The 25,489-nt window shown below is 56.2% G+C and carries 18 protein-coding genes and 4 tRNA genes; 7 read left to right on the top strand and 15 right to left on the bottom strand.

Going from position 1 to position 25,489, the window contains the following annotated elements; translation table 11 throughout:
- Positions 1 to 9: 9 nt before the first annotated feature.
- The 12 genes from rpoC to QMZ18_RS13920 form a co-directional block, all read right to left on the bottom strand.
- Complete coding sequence (rpoC, locus tag QMZ18_RS13975; protein ID WP_282606923.1) at positions 10 to 4,209, bottom strand: DNA-directed RNA polymerase subunit beta'; 4,200 nt, start codon at positions 4,207 to 4,209, stop codon at positions 10 to 12.
- Positions 4,210 to 4,295: 86 nt separating this feature from the next.
- Complete coding sequence (gene rpoB / locus QMZ18_RS13970; protein WP_282606922.1) at positions 4,296 to 8,465, bottom strand: DNA-directed RNA polymerase subunit beta; 4,170 nt, start codon at positions 8,463 to 8,465, stop codon at positions 4,296 to 4,298.
- A 259-nt stretch (positions 8,466 to 8,724) separates the two neighbouring features.
- A complete protein-coding gene (gene rplL / locus QMZ18_RS13965; RefSeq protein ID WP_282606921.1) occupies positions 8,725 to 9,099 on the bottom strand; it encodes a 50S ribosomal protein L7/L12 in 375 nt (124 codons plus the stop codon).
- A gap of 37 nt (positions 9,100 to 9,136) precedes the next feature.
- Positions 9,137 to 9,655: a 50S ribosomal protein L10 gene (gene rplJ / locus QMZ18_RS13960; protein ID WP_282606920.1), complete on the bottom strand. Its 519-nt coding sequence runs from the start codon at positions 9,653 to 9,655 to the stop codon at positions 9,137 to 9,139.
- 327 nt (positions 9,656 to 9,982) lie between these two features.
- A complete protein-coding gene (gene rplA / locus QMZ18_RS13955) occupies positions 9,983 to 10,690 on the bottom strand; it encodes a 50S ribosomal protein L1 (protein WP_282606919.1) in 708 nt (235 codons plus the stop codon).
- Between the two features lie 4 nt (positions 10,691 to 10,694).
- The gene (rplK, locus tag QMZ18_RS13950; RefSeq protein ID WP_282606918.1) at positions 10,695 to 11,123 is read right to left on the bottom strand and encodes a 50S ribosomal protein L11; all 429 of its coding nucleotides are present in this window, start codon (positions 11,121 to 11,123) and stop codon (positions 10,695 to 10,697) included.
- 102 nt (positions 11,124 to 11,225) lie between these two features.
- The gene (nusG, locus tag QMZ18_RS13945; RefSeq protein WP_282606917.1) at positions 11,226 to 11,756 is read right to left on the bottom strand and encodes a transcription termination/antitermination protein NusG; all 531 of its coding nucleotides are present in this window, start codon (positions 11,754 to 11,756) and stop codon (positions 11,226 to 11,228) included.
- A 3-nt stretch (positions 11,757 to 11,759) separates the two neighbouring features.
- Positions 11,760 to 11,957, bottom strand: coding sequence for a preprotein translocase subunit SecE (gene secE / locus QMZ18_RS13940; RefSeq protein WP_282606916.1), 198 nt, complete (start codon positions 11,955 to 11,957; stop codon positions 11,760 to 11,762).
- A gap of 116 nt (positions 11,958 to 12,073) precedes the next feature.
- Positions 12,074 to 12,149: transfer RNA gene (locus tag QMZ18_RS13935), tRNA-Trp, on the bottom strand.
- A gap of 169 nt (positions 12,150 to 12,318) precedes the next feature.
- A complete protein-coding gene (tuf, locus tag QMZ18_RS13930; protein ID WP_282606915.1) occupies positions 12,319 to 13,509 on the bottom strand; it encodes an elongation factor Tu in 1,191 nt (396 codons plus the stop codon).
- Between the two features lie 90 nt (positions 13,510 to 13,599).
- Positions 13,600 to 13,673, bottom strand: a tRNA-Gly gene (locus QMZ18_RS13925).
- A gap of 93 nt (positions 13,674 to 13,766) precedes the next feature.
- Positions 13,767 to 13,851: transfer RNA gene (locus QMZ18_RS13920), tRNA-Tyr, on the bottom strand.
- A gap of 388 nt (positions 13,852 to 14,239) precedes the next feature.
- Between QMZ18_RS13920 and rlmB the strand changes: the two genes are divergently transcribed.
- Entirely contained in the window at positions 14,240 to 14,959 is a 720-nt protein-coding gene (rlmB, locus tag QMZ18_RS13915; protein ID WP_282606914.1) for a 23S rRNA (guanosine(2251)-2'-O)-methyltransferase RlmB, read from the top strand.
- 76 nt (positions 14,960 to 15,035) lie between these two features.
- Here rlmB and QMZ18_RS13910 read toward each other — a convergent pair whose 3' ends face one another.
- Positions 15,036 to 15,647: a cupin domain-containing protein gene (locus tag QMZ18_RS13910; RefSeq protein WP_282606913.1), complete on the bottom strand. Its 612-nt coding sequence runs from the start codon at positions 15,645 to 15,647 to the stop codon at positions 15,036 to 15,038.
- Between the two features lie 151 nt (positions 15,648 to 15,798).
- On the opposite strand from QMZ18_RS13910, the gene QMZ18_RS13905 reads away from it, so the two are divergent.
- The 4 genes from QMZ18_RS13905 to QMZ18_RS13890 all read left to right on the top strand — a co-directional run bounded on the left by QMZ18_RS13905 (position 15,799) and on the right by QMZ18_RS13890 (position 21,847).
- Positions 15,799 to 17,151: an aspartate aminotransferase family protein gene (locus QMZ18_RS13905; protein ID WP_282606912.1), complete on the top strand. Its 1,353-nt coding sequence runs from the start codon at positions 15,799 to 15,801 to the stop codon at positions 17,149 to 17,151.
- Between the two features lie 238 nt (positions 17,152 to 17,389).
- Positions 17,390 to 18,508, top strand: coding sequence for an alanine dehydrogenase (ald, locus tag QMZ18_RS13900; protein ID WP_282606911.1), 1,119 nt, complete (start codon positions 17,390 to 17,392; stop codon positions 18,506 to 18,508).
- Between the two features lie 271 nt (positions 18,509 to 18,779).
- A complete protein-coding gene (locus tag QMZ18_RS13895) occupies positions 18,780 to 20,126 on the top strand; it encodes a glutamine synthetase family protein (RefSeq protein WP_282606910.1) in 1,347 nt (448 codons plus the stop codon).
- A gap of 338 nt (positions 20,127 to 20,464) precedes the next feature.
- On the top strand, positions 20,465 to 21,847 hold the full coding sequence (locus QMZ18_RS13890; protein WP_282606909.1) for an aspartate aminotransferase family protein: 1,383 nt from the start codon (positions 20,465 to 20,467) through the stop codon (positions 21,845 to 21,847).
- 187 nt (positions 21,848 to 22,034) lie between these two features.
- On the opposite strand, the gene QMZ18_RS13885 is transcribed toward QMZ18_RS13890, so the two are convergent.
- Positions 22,035 to 22,475 carry a PAS domain-containing protein gene (locus QMZ18_RS13885; RefSeq protein ID WP_282606908.1) on the bottom strand — a complete coding sequence of 147 codons (441 nt, stop codon included), beginning with the start codon at positions 22,473 to 22,475 and terminating at the stop codon, positions 22,035 to 22,037.
- 663 nt (positions 22,476 to 23,138) lie between these two features.
- A complete protein-coding gene (locus tag QMZ18_RS13880; RefSeq protein WP_282606907.1) occupies positions 23,139 to 23,339 on the bottom strand; it encodes a hypothetical protein in 201 nt (66 codons plus the stop codon).
- Positions 23,340 to 23,633: 294 nt separating this feature from the next.
- Here QMZ18_RS13880 and QMZ18_RS13875 point away from each other — a divergent pair.
- Together QMZ18_RS13875 and QMZ18_RS13870 are read left to right on the top strand one after the other, a co-directional pair.
- A tRNA-Thr gene (locus tag QMZ18_RS13875) sits at positions 23,634 to 23,709 on the top strand.
- Between the two features lie 218 nt (positions 23,710 to 23,927).
- A complete protein-coding gene (locus QMZ18_RS13870; protein ID WP_282606906.1) occupies positions 23,928 to 25,370 on the top strand; it encodes a hypothetical protein in 1,443 nt (480 codons plus the stop codon).
- Positions 25,371 to 25,489: the final 119 nt, after the last annotated feature.

Raw genomic sequence — 25,489 nt, 5'->3', positions numbered from 1 at the left:
AGGACGTCGTTAGGCGACCGAAGTCTCCTCTTCGGCCCCACCCGACTCGGCCTCGTCGACCGCTCCGGGAATGCTGGCCTGGTTCTTTTCCTTCTCGTCCAGCAACACCTGGTCCCGTTCCGAAGCGACTCGCTTCAGACGGTTCATGACCGCACCGGTACCCGCCGGGATCAGGCGACCGACAATGACATTCTCTTTGAGACCAATGAGACTATCATGCTTGCCGTGCGTCGCTGCTTCCGTGAGAACCCTGGTGGTTTCCTGGAACGACGCTGCCGAAATGAATGACCTCGTTTGCAGGCTGGCCTTTGTGATCCCTTGCAGGACCGGCCGAGCCTCGGCGGCACGACCGCCCTCGGCAATAGCCTTGTCATTGACTTCCGCAAACTCTTCGCGGTCGACCTGCTCCCCAATCAGGAAGGTGGTGTCGCCGCCATCAGAAATCTCAACCTTCTGCAACATCTGGCGAACGATCACTTCGATGTGCTTGTCGTTGATCTTCACGCCCTGCAGTCGATAAACGCTCTGGATCTCATATGCCAGATATTCGGCCAGAGCCTCGACGCCCAAGACATCGAGAATGTCATGAGGCACGGGGTTACCGTCCATCAAGAGGTCGCCGACCAGAACATAGTCGCCTTCCTGCACCGAGATATGCTTGCCCTTAGGGATAAGGTACTCACGCGGTTCGCCGGCTTCGTCACCCTCAGGCCGCACCACGATCCGACGCTTGGTCTTGTAATCCTTACCAAATTCGACCCGGCCTTCGATCTCACTGATGATGGCGTAGTCTTTCGGCTTCCGGGCTTCGAACAGCTCCGCAACGCGCGGCAGACCACCCGTAATATCGCGGGTTTTCGAAGATTCCCGCGGAATACGGGCCAGCACGTCGCCGGCCTTGACCGTTGCTCCGTTCTCGACCGACAGAATTGCGTCCACGGACATGAAATAGCGTGCTTCCATGCCATTGGCCAAGGTCACCACCTCGCCCTTTTCGTCACGCAAGGTGACGCGGGGCTTCAGGTCATTGCCCTTAGGCTGCTGCTTCCAGTCGACAACGACCCGGTTGGAAATACCGGTGGTCTCGTCCATGACTTCACGCATTGAGAGACCTTCGACAAGGTCGACATAGTTCGCGAGGCCTTCTTTTTCAGTAATGATCGGAATGGTGTAGGGATCCCATTCGGCCAGTTTCTGACCTTTGGTCACCACGCCGCCGTCATCGACCAGCAGCTTGGCGCCATAAGGCACCTTGAAACGGGCCCGCTCGCGATTGGTCTCGTCCCGAAGGGCAATTTCAAGGTTCCGCCCCATAACCACCGGAACACCGTCGGAATTAAGAACCACGTTGCGATTCTTAATCGAAACCGTGGCATCCTGCGTTGCCTCGACATTCGACTGCTCGGCACCACGCTGGGCCGCACCGCCGATATGGAAGGTCCGCATAGTCAGCTGGGTACCGGGTTCGCCGATCGACTGAGCTGCGATTACGCCGACGGCCTCACCCACGTTGACTTCGGTACCACGTGCCAAATCACGACCGTAGCAAGCTGCACAGACGCCACCTTTGGATTCACAGGTGAGGGTCGAACGGATCATGACACTGTCGACACCCGCGCGCTCAATTTCGTCGGTCTTGCTTTCGTCGACCATTGTGCCCGCGGAAACGATGACATCACCCGTCAAAGGATTGACCACGTCTTCCAGCATGGTCCGGCCCAGCAGACGTTCGCCAAGCGGAGAGATAACCTCGCCGCCCTCGACAACCGCCGTGCAGGTCAGACCATTGGTCGTACCGCAATCGTATTCGATGATGATGGCATCCTGTGCCACGTCCACCAAACGACGGGTCAAATAACCCGAGTTTGCAGTCTTCAGAGCGGTATCGGCGAGGCCTTTACGTGCACCATGGGTGGAGTTGAAGTACTCCAGCACGGTCAGGCCTTCCTTAAAGTTTGAGATAATCGGCGTCTCGATGATCTCGCCCGACGGTTTGGCCATAAGGCCGCGCATACCGGCAAGCTGCTTGATCTGTGCCGCCGAACCACGGGCACCGGAGTGTGCCATCATATAGACCGAGTTGACGTCCCGGCCGGTGAAGCCGGAAATTACCTTCATCATCTCGTCAGCAACACGGTCGGTACACTGTGACCAGACGTCGACAACCTTGTTGTACTTTTCACCGCTGGTGATCAGGCCATCAAGGTACTGTTGCTCGAATTCCTTAACCTCGGCCTGCGCCGCTTCAACCAGTGGTGCCTTGGCGTCGGGAATCTGCAGATCGTCCTTACCGAAGGAGATACCGGCCTTACAGGCGTAGCTGAAGCCCAGTTTCATGATCTGGTCGCAGAAGATGACCGTGTCTTTCTGACCGCAGTGGCGATAGACCACATCGATAAGGTCAGTGACTTCCTTCTTGGTCAGCAGACGGTTGATCATCGAGAACTTGACCGCAGGGTTCCGCGGCAAGATCTCGGACAGGATCATCCGGCCCGGCGTGGTCTCGACAATGGTCGTGATCGGCTGATTGTCGTCATCGACCGTGTGATAACGCGCCTTGATCTTCGCATGCAGGGTCACGGCACCGCTCGACAGAGCGTGCTCCATCTCACCCATATCTGTGAAAGCCATGCCTTCACCGGGCTCACCATCGGCTTCGGTCGAAAGATAGTAAATCCCGAGCACGATATCCTGAGACGGCACGATGATCGGCTTGCCGTTCGCTGGCGAGAGGATGTTGTTGGTCGACATCATCAGCACGCGGGCTTCAAGCTGGGCTTCAAGCGACAGCGGCACGTGAACGGCCATCTGGTCACCGTCGAAGTCAGCATTGAACGCAGTACAGACCAGAGGATGCAGCTGAATAGCCTTACCCTCGATCAGGACCGGCTCGAAAGCCTGGATGCCAAGACGGTGCAACGTCGGCGCCCGGTTCAGCATCACGGGATGCTCGCGGATCACCTCTTCCAGGATATCCCAGACCTCGGGACGCTCCTTCTCGACCATGCGCTTGGCAGCCTTAATCGTCGACGCCATGCCATAAAGTTCGAGCTTGGAGTAGATAAAGGGCTTGAAGAGCTCAAGCGCCATCTTCTTGGGAAGACCGCACTGATGCAGCTTAAGCTCCGGACCAACCACGATCACCGAACGGCCGGAATAGTCGACGCGCTTACCGAGCAGGTTCTGACGGAAGCGGCCTTGTTTGCCTTTCAGCATATCGGACATGGATTTCAACGGGCGCTTGTTGGCACCCGTGATCACCCGGCCCCGGCGACCGTTGTCGAACAGAGCATCAACCGATTCCTGCAGCATACGCTTTTCGTTACGCACGATGATATCGGGCGCGCGCAGCTCAATCAGGCGTTTCAGACGATTGTTCCGGTTGATCACCCGACGATAGAGATCGTTCAGGTCCGAAGTTGCGAAACGGCCTCCGTCAAGCGGCACCAGAGGCCGAAGTTCAGGCGGAATGACCGGAACCACGTCGAGAATCATCCATTCCGGACGCGCACCAGACTCCATGAAGGCTTCAATCAGCTTCAGGCGCTTGACGTACTTCTTGCGCTTGGCTTCGGAATTGGTTTCGCGCAGATCAATCCGCAGGCTGTCACGCTCTTCTTCGAGTTCGAGACTCGAAAGCATGTCTTTCAGCGCTTCGGCACCGATTTTCGCGGTAAAGGAATCGTCGCCATACTCTTCCTGCGCATCGAGGAATTCTTCCTCGCTGAGCAACTGGTTGACCTTCAGCGGCGTCAGGCCCGGCTCGATCACGACGAAGTTCTCGAAATAGAGAACCCGCTCAAGATCCTTCAGAGTCATATCGACCAGAAGGCCAATGCGGCTCGGCAGCGACTTCAGAAACCAAATATGCGCAACAGGGCTGGCCAGCTCAATGTGGCCCATGCGCTCGCGACGCACCTTGGAAAGCGTGACTTCCACACCGCACTTCTCGCAGATGATGCCACGATACTTCATGCGCTTGTACTTGCCGCAGAGGCACTCGTAGTCCTTGATCGGACCAAAAATGCGCGCGCAGAACAGACCGTCCCGCTCCGGCTTGAAAGTACGGTAGTTGATGGTTTCCGGCTTTTTGATCTCGCCGAACGACCAGGAACGGATCCGCTCCGGGCTGGCGATCGAGATTCGAATCTGATCGAAGCTTTGCAAGCCCGCAGGCTGGCCGAAGATGTTCATCAACTCGTTATTCATCGGTATCTCCCGATTACGAAAACTACTTTACAGGCGGGCACTGCCGATTCACGCATCCGGGTGAATCGGCAGGTTCATCAGCTCGCCTAATACTGGCTCTGCTTCAATTCGACGTTCAGCCCCAAGGACCGCAGTTCCTTGACCAGAACGTTGAACGATTCAGGAATACCGGCTTCGAAATTGTCGTCGCCTTTGACGATCGACTCGTAGACTTTGGTCCGGCCCGAAACGTCATCCGACTTGACCGTCAGCATTTCCTGCAGCGTGTAGGCGGCGCCATAAGCTTCAAGCGCCCAGACCTCCATCTCACCGAAACGCTGACCGCCGAACTGCGCCTTACCGCCCAGCGGCTGCTGGGTAACAAGGCTGTAGGGGCCAATCGAACGGGCATGGATCTTGTCGTCAACCAGATGATGGAGTTTCAGCATGTAGATGAAGCCCACTGTCACCGAACGCTCGAAGACCTCACCAGTCCGGCCATCGACCAGACGCACCTGACCTGAAGTATCCAATCCGGCCTGGGTCAGCATCTTCACGATGTCGTCTTCACGCGCACCATCGAACACCGGCGTCGCGATCGGCACACCATCCGTCAGATTCTGACCAAGCTCAATCAGAGCTTCGCCTTCCATGTCTGCGATATCCTCGGCATAGACCTCGTCGCCGTAGATATCTTTCAACCGGTCCTTGACCTGAGCATAGTCGCCACTGCGTTTCGACGCGGCCATCAGATCACCGATCTGGCGGCCGAGACCGCTACAGGCCCAACCCAAATGAGTCTCAAGGATCTGACCAACGTTCATGCGGCTTGGCACGCCAAGCGGGTTCAGCACGATGTCGACCGGTGTTCCATCTTCAGTATAGGGCATATCTTCGATCGGAACGATCCGCGAGATGACGCCCTTATTGCCATGACGGCCGGCCATTTTATCGCCCGGCTGCAGCTTGCGCTTCACAGCCACGAAGACCTTGACCATCTTCATCACGCCCGGCGGCAGTTCGTCGCCACGCTGCAGCTTATCGACCTTGTTGTCGAACCGCTTGGTCAACTCCTCGATCGATCCCTCAAACTGCTTGTTGAGAGCTTCGATATCCGTCTGCCGCGCATCGTCGGTGACTGCAAACTGACGCCATTGCCCCGGCGTGAAGTCTGACAGCGTCTCTTCCGTCACCTTCGTGTCGGCCTTTAAGCCCTTTGGTCCGGTGACAGCGACTTCACCCAGCAGCAAATCTTTCAGCCGGCCATAGAAACTACGTTCCAGAATGACCTTCTCGTCATCGCGGTCTTTGGCAAGACGCTCGATTTCCGCACGCTCAATCGCAAGAGCACGCTCATCTTTGTCAACACCACGACGGGAGAACACACGCACCTCGACCACAGTACCGCCCACACCCGGGGGCACCCGCAGCGAGGTATCGCGAACGTCCGAAGCCTTTTCACCGAAGATCGCCCGCAGGAGCTTTTCTTCGGGTGTCATGGGTGATTCACCCTTTGGCGTCACCTTGCCGACCAAGATATCGCCCGGCAATACTTCGGCCCCGATGTAGACCATGCCCGCTTCGTCGAGGTTCCGCAGAGCGTCCTCACCGACATTGGGGATGTCACGGGTGATTTCTTCCTGACCCAGTTTCGTATCCCGGGCCATGATTTCGAACTCTTCGATATGGATCGACGTGAAAACGTCGTCCCGCACGATACGCTCGGAAATCAGGATCGAATCCTCGAAGTTGTAACCATTCCAAGGCATGAACGCGACCAGCACATTACGGCCAAGCGCCAGTTCACCCAGATTGGTCGACGGGCCGTCGGCAATGATGTCGCCGCGCGAGACCGTGTCTCCCATTTTCACCAGAGGGCGCTGCGTGATGCAGGTATTCTGGTTGGAACGCTGAAACTTCAAGAGATTGTAAATGTCGACGGCTTGTTCGCCGCTCGAAGTTTCTTCGCTAACCCGAACCACAATACGGGTGGCATCGACCTGATCGATAATGCCGGTCCGTCTCGCGGAAATTGCAACACCCGAGTCACGGGCGACAACCGATTCCATGCCGGTCCCGACCAATGGCGCTTCGGACTTCAGCAAAGGCACAGCCTGCCGCTGCATGTTCGAGCCCATCAGTGCCCGGTTGGCGTCATCGTTTTCGAGGAAGGGGATCAGAGCCGCTGCGACAGACACCAACTGTTTCGGTGAAACGTCGATCAAATCGATGTCTTCCACACGGGACATAATGTAATCGCCGCTGCGACGGCAGGAAATCAGGTCATCCACGAACTCGTTGTTTTCGTTCAACTGAGCATTGGCCTGCGCAACCGTGTAGCGGCCCTCTTCCATAGCGGAGAGGTAACGCACTTCATCCGTGACCTTACCGTCCTTAACGGTCCGGTAAGGGCTTTCGATGAAACCGTACTTGTTCACGCGGGCATAGGTGGCCAGCGAGTTGATCAGACCGATGTTCGGGCCTTCAGGCGTCTCAATCGGGCAAATCCGACCGTAGTGAGTCGGATGAACGTCGCGAACCTCGAAGCCGGCACGCTCACGGGTCAGACCACCCGGACCAAGCGCCGAGAGACGCCGCTTATGCGTAATCTCTGACAGCGGATTGGTCTGGTCCATGAACTGTGACAACTGGGAAGAACCAAAGAACTCACGCACCGCAGCAGCAGCCGGCTTAGCGTTGATCAGATCGTGCGGCATAACCGAGTCGATCTCGACCGAGCTCATACGCTCCTTGATCGCCCGCTCCATACGCAGCAGCCCGACCCGGTACTGGTTTTCCATCAGCTCGCCGACCGAACGGACACGACGGTTGCCAAGATGATCGATGTCGTCGATCTCACCGCGGCCGTCCTTAAGCTCCATCAGAATCTTAAGGATCGCCAGGATGTCGGTCTTGCGCAGCGTCCGGACCTGATCATCGGTCTCGAAACCCATCCGCGAGTTCATCTTCACCCGGCCGACCGCCGAGAGATCATAGCGCTCGGGATCAAAGAACAGGCCATTGAACATGGCCTCGGCCGTCTCGAGAGTAGGCGGTTCGCCAGGGCGCATGACACGATAAATATCGATCAGCGCTTCCTCACGAGACGTGTTCTTGTCGATGGCCAGCGTATTTCGCATGTAAGGGCCGACGTTCACATGATCGATGGCCAGAACGGCCAGAGATTTGACACCTGCCTCGACCAGTTCCGCGATCAAGGTTTCGGTCAGCTCGTCGCCGGCTTCGCAAAGAACCTCGCCCGTGTCTTCCTTGATGTAATCCTGGGCAACATAGTTGCCGATCAGGTCGTCACTCTGGACAAACTGATTCTCAAGACCGCCCTCGATCAGTTTTTTCGCCAGGCGGGGAGTCATCCTTGTCCCCGTCTCGGCAACCACGTCGCCGGTCTTCGCGTCAATCAAATCGCGCGCCAGCTTAGAACCCTTGAGACGCTCGGGATTGAAGGCTGTTTTCCAGCCATCCTTCGCGCGCTTGTACTCGATCGAGTCATAGAAGAAGTTGAGAACGTCTTCTGGGCTCAAACCAGTGGCTTCATGGGGCTCAAGCTCCAGACCGGCAGCAGCCCGTTCTTCGCGCAACGCTTCGGTTGCATCGGAATCCAGCGCCAGCAGCAAGGTCGACGCGGGCAGTTTACGGCGACGGTCGATACGGACATAGGCCAGATCCTTGGCGTCAAACTCAAAATCGAGCCAGGAGCCACGGTAAGGAATGACGCGCGCAGCAAAGAGGTACTTACCCGAAGAATGAGTCTTGCCACGGTCATGGTCGAAGAACACGCCCGGGCTGCGATGCATCTGCGAGACGATCACGCGCTCGGTTCCGTTGATGACAAAGGTGCCATGACGGGTCATGAGCGGCATATCGCCCATGTAAACGTCCTGCTCCTTAATGTCGCGAATCGACCGGGACCCCGTGTCCTCATCGATATCCCAAACGACAAGCCGCAGAGTTACCTTCAAGGGCGCCGCGAAGGTGATCCCGCGCTGCTGACATTCCTCAACGTCGTACTTCGGCTCTTCCAGCTCGTAGCGCAAAAACTGCAGCTCCGCCTTTTCGGAAAAATCCTTGATCGGAAACACCGATGCAAAAACTTCCTGGAGGCCGGTTTGCGTACGGTCCGCCATAGGCACACCGATCTGCAGAAACTGATCGTAGGAGGTTTTCTGAACCTCGATCAGATTCGGCATGCTGCTTACTTCAGCAATGCGCCCGAAATCCTTACGAATACGTTTGCGGCCCGTAAACGATCTCGCCATGTCAGTCATGTCCTCGTTTCATCAGGTTTTGACGCAGCTGCGCCAAGAATCTTTGTCTTTTCCCGATGTATCCGCCCGGTCGAATTCGTCACTTGCGACCAGCGATACCTCGCCTCAGGAACCAGGTTTTAGGCCTTCGGATCCAACCGGCCGGCCTGCGATAAACAGGCCCAAATCAAAATACGCAGAAGGCCGACGCGGCGTACGTGGCTCACCACGTACGCCGGCCGGACCTTGCGTTACGTCCGATCGGCTCTGATTACTTGAGCTCGACCGTCGCACCAACATCCTCGAGCTTCTTCTTAAGCTCTTCGGCTTCGTCCTTGCTGGCACCTTCCTTAACGGCTTTAGGTGCGGACTCGACCAGATCTTTGGCTTCTTTCAGGCCAAGACCGGTGATGGCGCGGACTTCTTTAATCACGTTGATTTTCTTCTCGCCGGCAGCGGCCAGAACAACGTCAAACTCAGTCTGCTCTTCAGCAGCTGCGGCCTCACCACCACCAGCAACGGCAGCAACAGCAACCGGTGCAGCGGCGGAAACGCCCCAGGATTCTTCGAGCTTTGAAGCGAGCTCAGCCGCTTCGATAACAGTGAGCTTCGAGAGCTCTTCTACCAACTTGTCCAAATCAGCCATTTTAATCTCCTAGGCTTGAACTATTTCCTCGAGAGGCTTACGCCGCCTCACCTTGAGAGCCGTAGGCGCTGAACACCCGGGCCAGCTTGCCGGCCGGGGCCTGTACAACACCAGCAACCTTCGTTGCCGGCGCCTGCAGGACGCCAATAAGTTTTCCACGCAATTCGTCGAGCGACGGCAATTTGGCAAGCGCATTGATCCCAGCAGGATCAAGAATCACCTCACCCATTGCACCGCCGACGATGGTCAGCTTCTCGTTCTTCTTGGCGAACTCGACGCAGACCTTTGCCGCCGCCACGGGATCTTCCGACGTCGCAATTGCGGTCGGTCCCGTAAACATTGACTCCAGCGCCTTATACTTCGTGCCCTCAAGCGCAAGACGCGTGAGCCGATTTTTAGTCACCTTGTAGCTGGCACCGGCGTCTCTCATCTGCGTTCGAAGACCCGACACCTCGGATACGGTGAGCCCGGATTGTTGGGTCACCACGACGAGGGCCGCGCTTTCGAGCGTCTCATTGAGAGCCGAAACCATCTCTGCTTTTTGTGATCGGTCCACGGATCGCTCCGCTCTTTTTTAGCCAATTCCCGCAACAAGGCGGTCATCAGCCGGTTTGCACGAGGATTCCCGGAAAAGCTCCCGGAAATCCGGTTCGCCTGTCCTGGAAGTTCAAGCCCGATTGGCCTCAATATCGAGGCCCTTCAAACTCGCTTCCCGTCTATGCAGGCCCTTTCGGCTTAGACCCCTAGAAGCATCCCACACAATGGGAAGCCCTTTGGGGCACCTACAGTCTCGGACAGGTTGGACCGGCAGATCGCTCCGCCGCTCCGATAATCGGCCTCGCCTTTTCAGGTTTGGCCGAATTTCTTGACCCGACGGACCGGCTTACGCCGACGCCGACAGGCTGGAAACTTCAATCTTCACGCCAGGACCCATGGTCGACGAAAGAGCCACACGCTTAACGTAAGTCCCCTTCGCTCCACTGGGTTTGGCCTTCTGAATTGCATTGACAAAAGCCCGTACGTTCTCGACCAGGGCTTCTTCACCAAAGCTGGCTTTACCGACACCGGCATGAACGATTCCGGCCTTCTCGACACGGAACTCGACTTGGCCACCCTTGACGGCCTTAATCGCGCCAGCGACGTCAGGCGTCACGGTACCCAGCTTCGGATTTGGCATCAGCCCGCGCGGACCAAGGATCTTACCCAATCGACCGACCACGGCCATCATATCAGGCGTTGCGATAACGCGGTCGAACTCGAACTTGCCTGACTGAATTTCAGCAGCCAGGTCGTCGGCGCCGACGATATCGGCGCCGGCTTCACGTGCCTCGTCCGCTTTCGCGTCTTTCGCGAAGACCGCGACACGAACCGTTTTACCGGTGCCGTGCGGCAGGGAAACGACGCCACGCACATTCTGGTCCGCGTGCCGGGGATCGACGCCCAGGTTCATCGCGATCTCGATGGTTTCGTCGAACTTGGCGCTCGAACCACCTTTAACGAGACTGACCGCTTCAGGAAGAGCGTAATTCGCATTGCGATCAACGCTCTCGTACGACTTGGTCAGCCGCTTGCCTTTATTTGCTCCAGCCATGGCTTTACCCCTTAACCTCAAGACCCATCGAGCGTGCCGAACCCATAATGATCTTGGCGGCGGCATCGATATCGTTGGCGTTCAGATCAACCATTTTGGTCTGCGCAATCTCGCGAACCTGGTCCATCGTCACGCTGCCCGCGACAGCCTTACTCGGCGTTGCGCCCCCCTTCTGCAGGCCCGCGGCCTTTTTCAGGAAGAAGCTCGCAGGTGGCGTCTTGGTCTCGAAAGAAAAGGAACGATCCGAATACGCAGTGATGATCACCGGAGTCGGCGTGCCCTGATCGATGTTCTGCGTGGCGGCATTAAAGGCCTTGCAGAACTCCATAATGTTCAATCCACGCTGTCCCAGCGCGGGTCCGACAGGCGGCGACGGATTCGCCTGACCAGCCGGAATCTCAAGCTTGATATAGCCTGCGATCTTCTTTGCCATCAATTAACCCTTTCGGTTCGTGGGTCGCGCGGTCCGGTTATGGCAAACCTCCCGCACTTATAAACCGCCCGGCTGATCCGGACGGAAAATCACTCTTGCGGCCTACTGCTTCTCAACCTGAGCATATTCCAGCTCTACAGGTGTCGAACGGCCAAAGATGGAAACGGCCACCTTAAGGCGAGCACGCTCCTCATCAACTTCTTCCACCAGGCCGTTGAACGACGTAAACGGCCCATCGCTGACGCGTACGGTTTCCCCAATCTCGAAGGTGATCGAGGGCTTTGGACGCTCGACGCCTTCCTGAACCTGGGTCTGGATCCGCTCGGCCTCTTTCTGGGAAATCGGCAGCGGCCGCCCCTTGTTACCAAGGAAACCGGTCACTTTCGGCGTATTCTTCACCAGATGCCAGGACTCGTCGGTCAGATCCATCTTGATCAGAACGTAGCCCGGGAAGAATTTACGCTCGGAATTGACCTTCTGGCCCCGGCGCATCTCAACAACTTCCTCGGTGGGAACCAGGACTTCTTCAAAGAACTCCTCCATTCCCTTTTGAACCGCCTGATCCTGGATCGATTCAGCAACCTTCTTTTCGAAGCCCGAATAGACGTGCAGGACGTACCATCGCATAGCCATGGCTTAACCTCCGAGACCGAGGATCTTGCCGACCCCAAAACTGAGGATCTGATCAACGACAAAGAAGAATAGCGCAGCAAAGAACACCATCACGAACACCATAATGGTGGACACGATCGTCTCCTTGCGCGTCGGCCAGGTGACTTTTGAGGTCTCCTGCCGCACTTCCCGAATGAATTGACCCGGACTGGTCTTGGCCATTCTCCGACTTCGTCCTTTTCAACACTGCTTCCACCCAATGCGGCAGAAACTTCTAAATCACATATACGTCGCAACTTCCGCGACAAAAGCCCCGATCATAAAGATCGAACCCGAAATGGCAGGAGAGGAGGGACTCGAACCCACAACCCCCGGTTTTGGAGACCGGTGCTCTGCCAATTGAGCTACTCTCCTAATCGCCGCACCGAAAGCCGCAAATCAGCAGTTTTCGGCGCTTTGGTTCTCTTTTCAGATGCCGGACCTTGTAAACGCCAGAGCCGCCTGCGGTTAAAACCGCACGCGGCTGTGGAGCTGATCCAGAGCACAGCCTTCCGTATGAAGGAGTGCGCCGAATGGTCCGACTTTACTTAATGACGCCAGCGACGACGCCTGCACCGACGGTACGACCGCCTTCACGGATTGCGAAACGAAGGCCTTCGTCCATCGCGATCGGTGCGATCAACTCAACCGTCATGGAGATGTTATCTCCAGGCATCACCATCTCGGTTCCCTCAGGCAGGGTCACGACACCCGTAACGTCAGTCGTACGGAAGTAAAACTGCGGACGGTAGTTCGTGAAAAACGGCGTATGACGACCGCCCTCTTCCTTCGTAAGGATATAAGCTTCTGCAGTGAAGTTCGTGTGCGGCGTGATCGAACCCGGCTTTGCCAGAACCTGACCGCGCTCAACGTCCTCACGACCGACACCACGCAGAAGCGCGCCGATGTTGTCGCCAGCTTCGCCAGAGTCCAGAAGCTTCCGGAACATCTCAACGCCCGTGCAGGTCGTCTTCTTCGTGTCCTTAAGGCCGACGATCTCAATCTCGTCGCCAACCTTGACGATACCGGCCTCAACACGTCCCGTAACAACCGTTCCACGGCCGGAAATCGAGAACACATCCTCAATCGGCATCAGGAACGGACGATCCTTCGGACGCTCAGGCTGCGGGATGTAGTCGTCAACAGCCTTCATAAGCTCCATGATCGCGTCCCGGCCGATCGCCGCATCGCCATCTTCAAGCGCGGCAAGCGCCGAGCCCTTGATGATCGGAATATCGTCGCCGGGGAAATCGTAGGAAGACAGAAGCTCGCGGATCTCAAGCTCAACAAGCTCGATAAGCTCTTCGTCGTCAACCTGGTCGACCTTGTTCATGAAGATCACGATCGCAGGAACACCAACCTGGCGCGCAAGAAGGATGTGCTCGCGAGTCTGCGGCATCGGACCGTCAGCAGCCGACACAACCAGGATCGCGCCGTCCATCTGCGCAGCACCCGTGATCATGTTCTTCACATAGTCCGCGTGACCAGGGCAATCAACGTGCGCGTAGTGACGGTTCTCCGTCTCGTACTCAACGTGTGCCGTCGAAATCGTAATCCCGCGCGCCTTCTCCTCAGGTGCCTTGTCAATCTGGTCGTAAGCAGAAAACTCCGCCCCGCCACTCTCTGCAAGCACCTTCGTGATCGCTGCCGTCAACGTCGTCTTACCATGATCAACATGACCAATCGTACCAACGTTACAGTGCGGCTTAGTCCGCTCAAACTTTGCCTTCGCCATTGTTTTGTTCCCGTGCCCGCGTCAGCGCACCTAATTAGAGTATACCCAAATCTCCCCGGATCACATGGACCCGCGGATCTCCGACAGTCTTGGAGCGGGTGGAGGGAATCGAACCCTCGTAGCCAGCTTGGAAGGCTGGAGCTCTACCATTGAGCTACACCCGCAATCTTGTTCGCAACGCACCTGCGACGGTCTTCCGGAGAGGTCATAACAACCTCCTGTCCGGAGCTCCTGCCGAGGCTGCCGAGTCGGCGTTATGGTGGAGGGGGTTGGATTCGAACCAACGTAGGCATAGCCAACGGGTTTACAGCCCGTCCCCTTTAGCCACTCGGGCACCCCTCCCAGGATCCCGCTCGACGGCGCAACGAAGATGCGAAATATGTTGATTTAATTCGGCCTGTCAACTTCAAACATAAAGACAGCGCCCCTCGCAGCCAAAAGATTATTTTGGCTGAAGGCAACGCTTGCAGAACCTTGGGCTCTTGATGGCATAGTACGCCCCATGATGACCCAAAGCAAGCGCCCCAAAAATCGCCAGAAATCCGCCAATAAACACACTGGCAAATCAGGCGGTAAGTCCGACCACAAATCCGGCATCGACGGAGCTGGCCGCAACAGTGCTCAAAATCGCACTGAACCCGGCGGCCAAAAACGTCAAAAATCCGGATTCAGTCCGAGTCCATTGTCAGGAAGCAAACCAGGCGGCTCTTCAGGTCATTGGGTGTTTGGGGTGCATGCCGTCTTGGCGGCCCTGGCGAACCCAAAACGGCGCAAAGAAAGGCTTCTCGTCAGCAAGGAGGCGGCTCAGCGTCATAGTGATGCCCTGAACGGGCTCCTCGCGCAGCCGGGTGCGCCGCAAGCTCACCAGGCGAATCGAGAGGATTTTCTGAACGCCCTTCCCGATTCGGCCGTTCATCAGGGACTAGCGCTGCAGTGCGCCCACTTGCCGCAACCGCATTTGGAAGACCTCCTGACCGAACCGCTCGCAAAGGCGGAAGATGGCTCCTGGCCTGTCATTTTGGTGTTGGATCAGGTCACCGACCCGCAAAATGTCGGCGCAATCTTGCGTTCGGCAGCCGCCTTTGGCGCCCAGGCCGTGGTTACGACCGGCCGCAACGCTGCGGCGGAAAGCGGTGTTCTGGCCAAGACTGCGTCGGGCGCATTCGACCATATTCCCTATATTGCCGTGACAAACCTTGCCCGGGCACTCGAAAGCCTAAAATCTGCCGGCTATTGGACTCTAGGCCTTGCAGGCGAAGGCAAACGGAGCCTGGCTGAGGCAAAATCCGACGCCCCTGCAGCCCTTGTTCTGGGAGCTGAAGGCAGCGGCCTACGACGCCTGACCCGTGAGACCTGTGACGAATTGGTCCGCCTGCCAACCCGAGAGCCGATTTCATCCTTAAACGTGTCGAATGCTGCGGCGGTTGCTCTCTACGAGCTCTTGGGCTGATCTGGCTGCGATCAGTCATTAAACCAACACGGCCCGTCAATTTACCCGCGACGCCCCCAAAAAGGCCGCTGCAGTCTCAAAAGCTCGGCGGCGTGCAGGCGGTTACGACCTCAACCTCCTCTTCGCCGACATTTCGGAAGCGATGCGGGATCCGGCTGTCGAAATAGAAGGCATCGCCCGGCCCCAGGACTCTGCGCTGCTCACCGACGGTGACCTCGAAGCGCCCGCGGATCACGATACCCGATTCCTCTCCCTCATGCCTAAGCATGGTATCGCCGGTATCCGCTCCGGGCTGATACCGCTCGCGGAGGATTTGAAGCGCCTTACCGGTTAGATCGCGGCCAACCTGCCGGAAAGATATTTTGCCGCCGCCAATTTCCGTCAGTTCATCCGCCTTAAAGAACACCTCAGCCCGCGGCGCCACATCGAGGGCAAAAAAGTCATTCATCGACATGGGAATACCACCCAGCACTTTCTTCAGCATTCCAACGGACGGACTGGTTCTGTTCTGTTCGATCAGAGAGATAACCGCATTCGAGACGCCGGCGCGCTTCGCCAGCTCCCGCTGGGACAGATTATGGAGCTCCCGAAGCGAACGCAGGCGCTGACCAAGATCAAAATCGTCCTCGGCAACCCCTCCACCGTTGATCTTATTAACAATTTTCTCGGTAGCACCATCATTGCTCATGCGTTTACTCGTTTATGATATTTAACACTTCGACGCAAAAATAGTCTTAATAATGCCTATAAACAAGGCAGTTGTTTATTTTCTTAATCATTGATAGGCTGAGTTCCAAGCAACGCATTTAACAATCTGTAATCGAACAGGGGGTGTCGTCATGGATGGGCTGACTTCCTCGGGGAACTTCGATGCATCCCCGAACAATCTCGAATCCTTTTGGATGCCGTTTACATGGAATCGTGAGTTCAAAAAGAACCCGCTTCTCTTAACGGCTGCAAAGGATATGCACTATACGTCGCTGGACGGCCGTCAGATTCTCGATGGTTCCGCCGGCCTGTGGTGCGTTAACGCGGGCCACTCCCGCGATAGGATTGTCAAGGCCGTCCAGGATCAGGTTGCGAAGCTCGACTTTGCCCCGACGTTCCAATACGGCCACCCGCTTCCGTTCGAACTGGCATCGCGCCTCACAAACATGCTGAGCGGCGATTTCGACCACGTCTTTTTTTGCAACTCCGGGTCGGAAGCCGGAGACTCGGCACTTAAGATGGCGCTGGCCTATCATCGTGCGCGCGGACAGGGCGAGCGCACCCGCCTGATCGGTCGGGAGCGCGGCTACCACGGCGTGGGTTTCGGCGGTATCTCCGTTGGCGGCATGGTCAATAACCGCAACTTCTTCGGCTCGCTGCTGAACGGCGTCGATCACCTGCCGCACACCTATAACCATGCTGAGCAAGCTTACACGCGCGGTCAGCCCGAATGGGGCACACATCTTGCCGACGATCTTGAGCGCATCTGTGCGCTGCATGATCCCCGCACAATAGCCGCCGTTATCGTCGAGCCCATGGCCGGTTCTACCGGCGTCCTGCCTCCACCCAAGGGATATCTCGAGAAACTTCGCGCCATCTGCGACAAACACGGCATCCTGCTGATCTTCGATGAGGTCATCACTGGTTTTGGCCGTCTCGGCGAAAGCTTCGCCACCGAGTACTTCGGCGTGGATCCCGACATGATCACCTGCGCCAAGGGCCTGACCAATGGCACGATCCCCATGGGCGCCGTCATTTGCCGCAAAGGCATTTACGACACCATGATGGATTACGGTGACGAGACCGGCTCGACGATCGAGCTGTTCCATGGCTACACCTACTCCGGTCATCCAGTCGCGGCTGCCGCTGGCCTTGCAACCTTGGAGGTCTACCGCGAGGAAGGCCTGTTCGAGCGCGCCAAGGAATTGTCGCCCTATCTCGAAGTGGTCGCACATTCGCTCAAGGGCACCAGGCACATCATCGACATCCGGAACCTGGGACTGGTTGCGGCTATCGAATTGGAGCCGCGCCCTGGTGCACCGACCAAACGGACCTACGATATCTATCGAACCTGCTTCGAAAAAGGGCTGCTGCTAAGGATTTCCGGCGACACTCTGGCGATTTCGCCTCCCTTGATCGTCAGCAAGGAGCAGATCGATCAGATCTTCGAGACCATCAAAGAGGTACTCGAGGCAACCGACTGATCATCAATAGGGAAAAGTGCCAGACATCGAAACTGGCCTTTCGCTAAATCCAGCCGCATCTGCACGACGCTGAACCGCTCAGCGGAAAGGCAAATGGATCCGCTGGATCCACAGGAAACGGGAGACAGCCACTAAGGCGGCCCGACAGGAAAAGACAAGACCGGACCGAGATGCTGAGCGCTGGGGTCCAGTCTTGTCTGCACATATTTCAACATACTGAGTTTCAAGGAGATTTCTCGTGCTCATTGGTGTGCCGAAAGAGGTAAAAAACCACGAATATCGTGTTGGCCTCGTTCCCAGCTCGATCCGCGAGCTTAAGCATCACGGTCATCAGGTCATGGTCGAAACCGCCGCCGGGAGCGGGGTCGGTTTCAGTGACGATGACTATCGCAACGCAGGCGCAACCGTCGTCGATACTGCAAATGAGATTTTCGACAGCGTCGAAATGGTGGTGAAGGTCAAGGAGCCGCAACCCGGCGAATATGCCCAACTGCGCGAAGGCCAATTGCTTTTCACCTACCTCCATCTGGCGCCCGATGAAGCCCAGACCACAGGCCTGGTAGATTCAGGCTGTGTCGCGGTCGCGTACGAAACGGTTACTTCGGCGCGGGGTGGCCTGCCTCTACTGACCCCCATGAGCGAAGTCGCCGGCCGGATGTCAGTGCAGGTCGGTGCCCACTGTCTCGAAAAAGAACAGGGCGGGTCTGGCATGCTGCTTGGTGGCGTTCCCGGTGTTGCTGCCTCCAAGGTTGTGATCATTGGCGGCGGTGTCTCGGGCACCAATGCAGCACGCATGGCGATGGGTATGGAAGCGCACGTTACGGTGATCGACCGCTCGCTACAGCGACTCAACGAATTGGATATGCAATTCGGCCCGACTTTGAACACGATCTACTCGACTGTGGACTCTATCGAAAATCACGTCGCCGGTGCGGACCTTGTGATCGGCGCGGTTTTGGTGCCGGGCGCGGCAGCGCCCAAGTTGGTCACACGCGATATGTTGAGGAAAATGCGGCCTGGATCGGTCCTCGTCGACATTGCGATCGATCAAGGCGGCTGTTTTGAGACATCGCGCGGCACCACACACGACAATCCGACATACGTGGAAGAGGAAGTGGTCCATTACTGCGTGACAAACATGCCCGGTGCGGTTGCCCGGACCTCGACGTTTGCGCTGAACAACGCCACCCTGCCCTTTACCCTGGCGTTGGCCGACAAGGGTTATAAACGCGCGCTCACCGATGACCCACACCTGATGGAAGGCCTGAACGTTGCCATGGGTAAGGTTACTTACAAGGCGGTAGCCGATGCCCATGGCATGGATTACGTCGCTCCGCAGGAGGCACTGGGCCTCTAAATTTTCGTCTGGACGGACGAAGATTTCTACAATGAACAAGGGCGCCGGGCTTTTCAGCTTTGGCGCCCTTTTCTGTTTTCCGCGGACCGCGAAGCAACCTTCGCCCTCAAACCGGCGACAAGGTTGGGGAGTTGCGGCTGTCCTGCGTCCGTGTTAGCGATTTGTTATCCATAATTTCGCAAGCTGTGCGGGGAATTTCCCCCAATTCCTTTCCTGCAGACCACAGTGCAGTCCAAAAACGGACCTGCGTTATCAGCCAGAGAGTTCCCTCATGGAATCAATCGAAGCCTTCCTGAAAGAGCATAAAATTGACGAGGTCGAATGCCTGGTGCCCGACATGGCCGGAATTGCCCGAGGCAAAATCCTTCCGGCTGCCAAGTTCGTTCAGGGAATGCGAAACAACGGATTACGCATCCCGGAAGGCGTTTTCGTACAGACGGTCAACGGTCATTACCCCGACAACGAAGACGCGGTGATCAGCCCGGCGGTTCAGGACGTCTATCTTCTGCCCGACCCCAGCACCATCAGGGTGGTGCCCTGGTATAGCGACCCGACCGCCCAGGTGATCTGCGACGCCTTTTTTCTGGATGGCGGCCCGGTCGACATCTCAGCGCGTCATCTGCTGCGCCGCATCCTGTCGCTCTATGAAGAGAAAAGCTGGCAGCCCATCATCGCGCCGGAATTGGAATTCTTCTTGGTCGATGTCAATACCGACCCCGACTATCCGCTGGAACCGCCGATCGGACGTTCTGGGCGGCGAGAAACTTCACGGCAGGCGTTCGGCGTGGATGCGGTGAACGAGTTTGATCCGCTATTTGAGGACGTCTACGACTACTGCGAGGCTCAGAACCTGGATGTCGACACCCTGACTCATGAATCAGGTGCAGCGCAGATGGAGATGAACTTCAATCACGGCGATCCATTATTGCTCGCGGACCAGGCCTTCCTTTTCAAACGCACGGTGCGCGAAGCAGGGTTGCGTCATTCAGTCTATGCAACGTTCATGGCCAAACCGATGCAGGACGAACCCGGTAGCTCCATGCATATCCATCAAAGTCTGCTGAGCTCGGAGACCGGTAAAAACCTTTTCTCGCAAAAGAACGGCAAGGACACCAAGCTGTTCCACCAGCACATTGCCGGACTGCAAAAACACCTGCCGGCGATGATGCCGCTGCTGGCGCCGAACGTGAATAGCTATCGCCGCCTGATTCCCGATTCAGACGCCCCAATCAATACCCATTGGGCCTACGACAACCGAACCGTCGGCCTGCGCGTACCCCACTCGGACGCCTCTGGCCGCAGGGTGGAAAACCGGCTCGCCGGAGCCGACGCCAATCCATATCTGGCAATCGCAGCCTCGCTGGCTTGCGGCTATTTGGGCATGACTCAAAAGCTCAAGCCGCGCTCGCCGGTCGAAGGCAGTGCCTACCGGCTTGCTCACACTCTGCCGCGTACACTCTACGACGCGCTCTCCCGGTTCAACGGCACGCGCGCGATCAAACCGATCCTAGGCGAAAAGTTCATCGACGCCGTCACAATCGTGAAGGAAACCGAACTGCTTGCCTATCAGAAGGTGATCTCCTCCTGGGAGCGTGAACATCTGCTCCTGAACGTCTGACTTTGCGCGGAAAGACAAGCTTGCTGGTCGAGAATTTTGCGCACAACCTATGGATTTGGTATCCTCTATCTGTAACGATAGCATTCACCCTCAGGATCGACGGTCAATCATGCGGCCAGTGGACAACATGACCTGCAAAAATCGACACAGTTCGGACGCTGCGCTACCGTCACGTCTTGCCGAGCTTCTGATCCTTTGCGCAAGAATCGGCTTCAATCCTTAAAGGTCTGAGCACCGGTCCATAACAGTCTGAAAAGACGCGTTAAAGATGCCGGTCCCTTCTTCAAACGGCATTTCCATGCCGTTTTCGATGCCAGACAATTCGAGGAATTCCGATCATGAGCACCCAACTTGCCCGCAATGAAACCACCTGGTGGCGCGAAGCCGATGCGGCACACCACTTACACCCCTTCACCGACGGCAAAGCCTTGGCGAAAGACGGCGGCAGCCGCATTATCACCAAAGCTGAAGGCGTCTGGCTGACTGACTCCGAAGGCAATCAGATCCTGGACGGGATGGCCGGCCTCTGGTGTGTGAACCTGGGTTACGGCCGTAAAGAGCTGGCCCAGGTCGCCTATGACCAGATGCTGGAATTGCCCTACTACAATACGTTTTTCAAGACCGCGACACCGTCTTCGGTGGAGTTGGCGGAGAAACTGGCCCGGATCACGCCGGAGGGTCTGAACCATGTCTTCTATGGTTCATCGGGCTCTGAAGCCAACGATACTATCGTGCGCATGGTACGCCATTTTTGGAATCTTGCCGGCAAGCCAAGCAAAAAGATCTTCATCAGCCGCAACAATGCCTACCATGGCAGCACCATGGCAGCCGCAAGCCTCGGCGGCATGGCGGCTATGCACGGGCAGGCCGACCTGCCCTTGCCCGGATTCGAACATGTCATGCAGCCCTACTGGTATGACCTGGGCGGAGATCTCACACCGGATGAACTGGGATTAAAGGCAGCCGAAGCGCTTGAGAACCGGATCCTGATCCTCGGTGCACAGAATGTCGCGGCCTTTATCGGTGAGCCGGTTCAGGGCGCCGGCGGTGTCATCATCCCGCCGGAAAGCTACTGGCCGAAGGTGCAGGAAATCTGCCGCAAGCACGACATCCTGCTGATCGCGGACGAAGTGATCTGTGGCTTTGGGCGTACGGGAAACTGGTTCGGCTGCGAAACCTTCGACATTGACCCCGACATCATGCCGCTGGCCAAAGGCATTTCCTCAGGCTACCTGCCTCTCTCGGCTGTTATGGTCGGCGAACGCGTGGCCAACACACTGATCGAAGATGGCGGCGAGTTTTATCACGGCTTCACCTACTCGGGTCATCCGGTCTGCTGCGCCGTGGCGCTGGAAAATATCCGGCTGCTCGAAGAGGAAAAAATCGTTGAACAGGTCCGTGACGATACTGGCCCCTACCTCCAGGCACGACTAGGCGAGTTGGCTGACCATCCCTTGGTCGGAGAAGTCAGGGGTGTCGGTTTTCTGGGCGCCATTGAATTGGTGAAGGATAAAGCGACCCACATGCGTTTTCCGGATGTCGGAACAACCGGTGCACTCTGCAAGGACTATGCGATGGGCAATGGCTTGGTCATGCGGGCCGTAGGCGACACGCTCGTGGTTTCGCCACCTTTGATCATGTCGCGTAAGGAAATTGACGAATTGGTCAAACGTGCACGCGAGACCCTGGACGTCACCGCCAAAGACCTCGGCGTCCTATAAGTACGACCAGCTGCGGTCCCGGCATCAGCCTGGACCGCAGACGACTTTCTAAGGCTCCACGCGACATCAACGTAAAGTGCGTCATCAGTTGCCTCGAAGTGTCCCGAATTCCTGGTGGACTAGTGTAGCTATCAACCGAAAATCGACCCTGGCGGTCCGTCAGTTGCTCAATATGGCGAATTGATCGCTAAACCGACCCTTCCTTGACCGGCTTGCGCCACTCGCCGGGCACATTCCCCACAAGCACGCGGCAAACCTTCCGGTCTTCATCCATCAGGGGCAGCATCAGACGATGCCAAAGCTTTACGCCGATCGTTGTAGGCGGTTCGTGCTCGGTATACAGCGGCTCGGGCCGGATAAGCACCGCTCTATAAACGGCGTAGAAAAAATCCATGACAACGCCTTTCCAGGGAACTTCCGACATCAATTTTCCAGTGACGTCCAGTTCAACCGACTGGGCGATCGCTGAGCCATAAACGCGAAAGCGGAAATCGGCGCCGTCGTCGACGACATCTACAAGCATTACGAAACCGAGGGCGGGCCACATATCGAGCGGATCGATTTCCTTAGCAGCAACAAACGACTCTTCGCTGCTGAGGCCAGCCCAGTAAGCCATTAGGAACTGCAATTGCTCCTGTTTTAGCGCATGACTATCGGGGCGCCATGCAATCTTTGGAGGTAAAACTCCGCGATCGGCATGGAGGCGGTTTAGATTCGAAAAATTCTCCTTGGCTATCTGATCGGCGAGATCCCAGGACGCAGAATCAGAAATGGCTTTCCTCCCCCCGACACGACATCGCAACTACCAATGCTTACTCCAAAATGCAGAGATAAACGATATACACAAATAAAAATAGCGGAAAAAAGCCCTGAAGCATGGGAATTAATTACACGTTTTGCGTGATATTTCTTGCAACCTAAAATTAATTATCAATATAGTTTAGTGGCTTAGTTCCCAGCGCCGGCACAATGAGCGCGGAACAAACTCGCTGAAAACCTTTGCTGGCCAGACTGCAGGTGCGACGGGGAAGCGCAGGCATTTACGGACTCGCATGGACAGACCGGAAGGTCATAGTCGGATCCCTATCGTCCGAGATCTCGCAGGCCAATTTAAAAAAGGAGTTGTTGGACGTCTTAAAAAAATGAACTCGCTTTGACGTGGTAAAAACGCCTTCGCCAAGCCAACGTCTTGATGGCGATCTCGTCACTAAACGGATTATGAGGCTATGTTGTCCGGCGATTCCAGAGGAACAAAATAGTATCGGACCCGATCATAACGGCCAGAGATGAGTTACGAAGCGTACTCGCCTCGGAACTGCGTGGCGGGATCCTTAACGGTAAAAATCGGCTCCATACGCTCTGGATCACAATCCAGCACGTCGAGCAGGGTCAGTGAATCGCGTTCAACATCTTCGGGCAACATAAGGCGCGCAATGGTCGAAATGTCGTATCCTCGATCAATCTGGCCCATGTCGGTTCCTTTTGATGACACCCGGTTTCCTTCAATGGGTTAAACACTAGAGCCGACACCCGTTAACCTGTTGCGTCAAACCAAGGGCAAGATAGGTGCAAAGTTGTGGCATCCAACCCAAAAGTGTTAACGCCCTTAAAGAGTGCGCGCGTGGGTGTAATCTGCACCTCTTGCACGTCCCTCAATAGCCAGCCTTTTCATGGACCGGCAACAGTAATCAAAAACGATGAAATGACCAGTTGCCCTCACGCGCGGAAAGCACTATTTTCCGCCCGTTCTGCCGCGCAGCACCATCCAGGCGCTGCCACGACGTGAGCCCCATTAGCTCAACTGGTAGAGCACCTGATTTGTAATCAGGGGGTTGGCAGTTCGAGTCTGTCATGGGGCACCATTTCTTCGATACCGACATCTTCGCAGCATTCTGCGTATACGCCGGGCTGGGCAAATTCCTTTGTGCCTTCTCGGACTTTTGGCACTTTCCCGTATCCTTAATAAGCGGCTGAACCTACAACAATGATCAAGTAAAAAGACTGAGGAAAAGGAATTCAGAAGCTTTCCGCAGAATCCCCCGCACAATTCCTCTCTAGAAGAAAAGACCAACAGCTCCTGATGCCAGGTTTTCGCTATTCAAAACTCTGTATGACGGGATCGCTGCTCTGGATATTGCTGTCCGTATATGAGTCCATTCAATGGACAAAACTGCTTGGTTACCAACTACCCTTTGTGAATCCGAGCACGGTTGCGGCGTGTGCAACGGCAATGGCGTTTCTAATAATCTGGACTTGCACAAAAGAGACGCAGCGAAATTGGAAGCCCTATCTTTTGCCGGTGGTCCTGGCGATTATGGCCACCGCGCCCTGGCTATACGACAGCCTCGGAGTTTCCCCGCTCGCCGGCACCAACCCCGTCCTTTCGGCCCTGTCAATTCTGACCTTGCTGGTCTTGTTGTTGTCGTTCTGGCGCTTACTAGGGCTTCCCTTCGCAATAATAGCAGCGGTCTTTTGCGCCTACTATGTATGGGGCCACCTTTTACCTGCACCATGGTCGCATAAGAAAGCAGATCTCTGGTGGGACCTGACCCATCATTGGAATGCTGGTAGTCTTAAATCGACTATAAATGTCGCCATTCCACTTTTGATATTGAGCTCGGTGATCGACTCCCTGGGCAGTCGTCATCCCATTCTTGGCTTCTTGAGCCGCCGTCTTATGGTGAACCCGCTACCAAGGGTTTTCGCACGGCATTTTTGGAGCTGGGTGCTCGTTTGCTGCCTGACGGCATACTTCTTTAGCGGTGGCCTGTACAATGGAATTGCGGCAAACAAAGCTCTGGTGAAGACCCTATTGCTTTGGTCGGTTTTTCTCTTTGTGGCAACAGTTGCGGTAACGATTTTTAGGATATCACGCTCAAGATTTGGTGCGGGTAGAGATCGATCCAGCATATTTCGGTCACTTGGAAACGGCTGTGGTTACTTGGTGTTGTTGACTTCGAGTACATCAGCAAGCCTGCCCCTTGGTCTAAGCTTTGCAGCCTGGGCTTGGAGAGACCGAGTTACTCATCTATCCACCGCTGCTGCGGCTCGCAATATCCCTATCAGCTACATCTTCGCAGTAGCCGCCTTAGTCGGCACGGCACTTGCCCTCATAGTTATCAGCGAAGCAGCCAAATCACTTCTCCCTGCAATGCCGTTTGTCTTCGAGCCGGTTCTGCTGCTGCTCGTTCCCCTCGCTCTTGTTTCAGGCTTATTGATCATCAGTCCCTTCAAGCTCTCAAGGCACTGGCCCTCCGTTGCCGCGATTTCAGCCTATCTCGTCATTTTTCTCACGGTTATGGTCTTTCGTCTGTCATTCGATCTTGCGATCGAACTGGCTTGCGGTGCATTGCTGCCTATCACACTGCTTCGACCAGGCACAATCCGCCTGCGCTCACGTCAATCGCTCCTTCGCCTTGTCAAACTTGTAGTGATGCGGTTCCCTCAAATCGCCATTCTTGTAGTCCTTGTGGCTTGGTATGCGGATCTAACCACAAGTATCGTTTGGGTTATCGGGTTCTAAGGTTCACGCCATAACACTGGTCATCGGACTGACGGCCTCCCCCGCTCCCAAAGCCTCCAGACTCCCCGGCAGTCTGACCTGCCCTCAAGCTGCGCAAATCCCTCAGCCGCTGTTCCAGC

The organism is Pelagibius sp. Alg239-R121, assembly GCF_947331435.1.
In the GTDB taxonomy this organism is placed as follows: domain Bacteria; phylum Pseudomonadota; class Alphaproteobacteria; order Kiloniellales; family Kiloniellaceae; genus Denitrobaculum.
Note: the sequence above shows the minus strand (reverse complement) of the source record. Positions and strands in the feature narration are given on the sequence as shown.

What these genes read in the sequence shown, in the direction of transcription:
- rpoC (WP_282606923.1), bottom strand. Translation starts at nt 4,209, where the DNA reads ATGAATAACGAGTTGATGAACATCTTCGGCCAGCCTGCGGGCTTGCAA.
- rplA (WP_282606919.1), bottom strand. Translation starts at nt 10,690, where the DNA reads ATGGCTGGAGCAAATAAAGGCAAGCGGCTGACCAAGTCGTACGAGAGC.
- nusG (WP_282606917.1), bottom strand. Translation starts at nt 11,756, where the DNA reads ATGGCTATGCGATGGTACGTCCTGCACGTCTATTCGGGCTTCGAAAAG.
- QMZ18_RS13895 (WP_282606910.1), top strand. Translation starts at nt 18,780, where the DNA reads ATGGAATCAATCGAAGCCTTCCTGAAAGAGCATAAAATTGACGAGGTC.
- QMZ18_RS13905 (WP_282606912.1), top strand. Translation starts at nt 15,799, where the DNA reads ATGGATGGGCTGACTTCCTCGGGGAACTTCGATGCATCCCCGAACAAT.
- QMZ18_RS13890 (WP_282606909.1), top strand. Translation starts at nt 20,465, where the DNA reads ATGAGCACCCAACTTGCCCGCAATGAAACCACCTGGTGGCGCGAAGCC.
- rplL (WP_282606921.1), bottom strand. Translation starts at nt 9,099, where the DNA reads ATGGCTGATTTGGACAAGTTGGTAGAAGAGCTCTCGAAGCTCACTGTT.
- rplK (WP_282606918.1), bottom strand. Translation starts at nt 11,123, where the DNA reads ATGGCAAAGAAGATCGCAGGCTATATCAAGCTTGAGATTCCGGCTGGT.
- QMZ18_RS13910 (WP_282606913.1), bottom strand. Translation starts at nt 15,647, where the DNA reads ATGAGCAATGATGGTGCTACCGAGAAAATTGTTAATAAGATCAACGGT.
- tuf (WP_282606915.1), bottom strand. Translation starts at nt 13,509, where the DNA reads ATGGCGAAGGCAAAGTTTGAGCGGACTAAGCCGCACTGTAACGTTGGT.
- QMZ18_RS13870 (WP_282606906.1), top strand. Translation starts at nt 23,928, where the DNA reads ATGCCAGGTTTTCGCTATTCAAAACTCTGTATGACGGGATCGCTGCTC.
- secE (WP_282606916.1), bottom strand. Translation starts at nt 11,957, where the DNA reads ATGGCCAAGACCAGTCCGGGTCAATTCATTCGGGAAGTGCGGCAGGAG.
- rpoB (WP_282606922.1), bottom strand. Translation starts at nt 8,465, where the DNA reads ATGGCGAGATCGTTTACGGGCCGCAAACGTATTCGTAAGGATTTCGGG.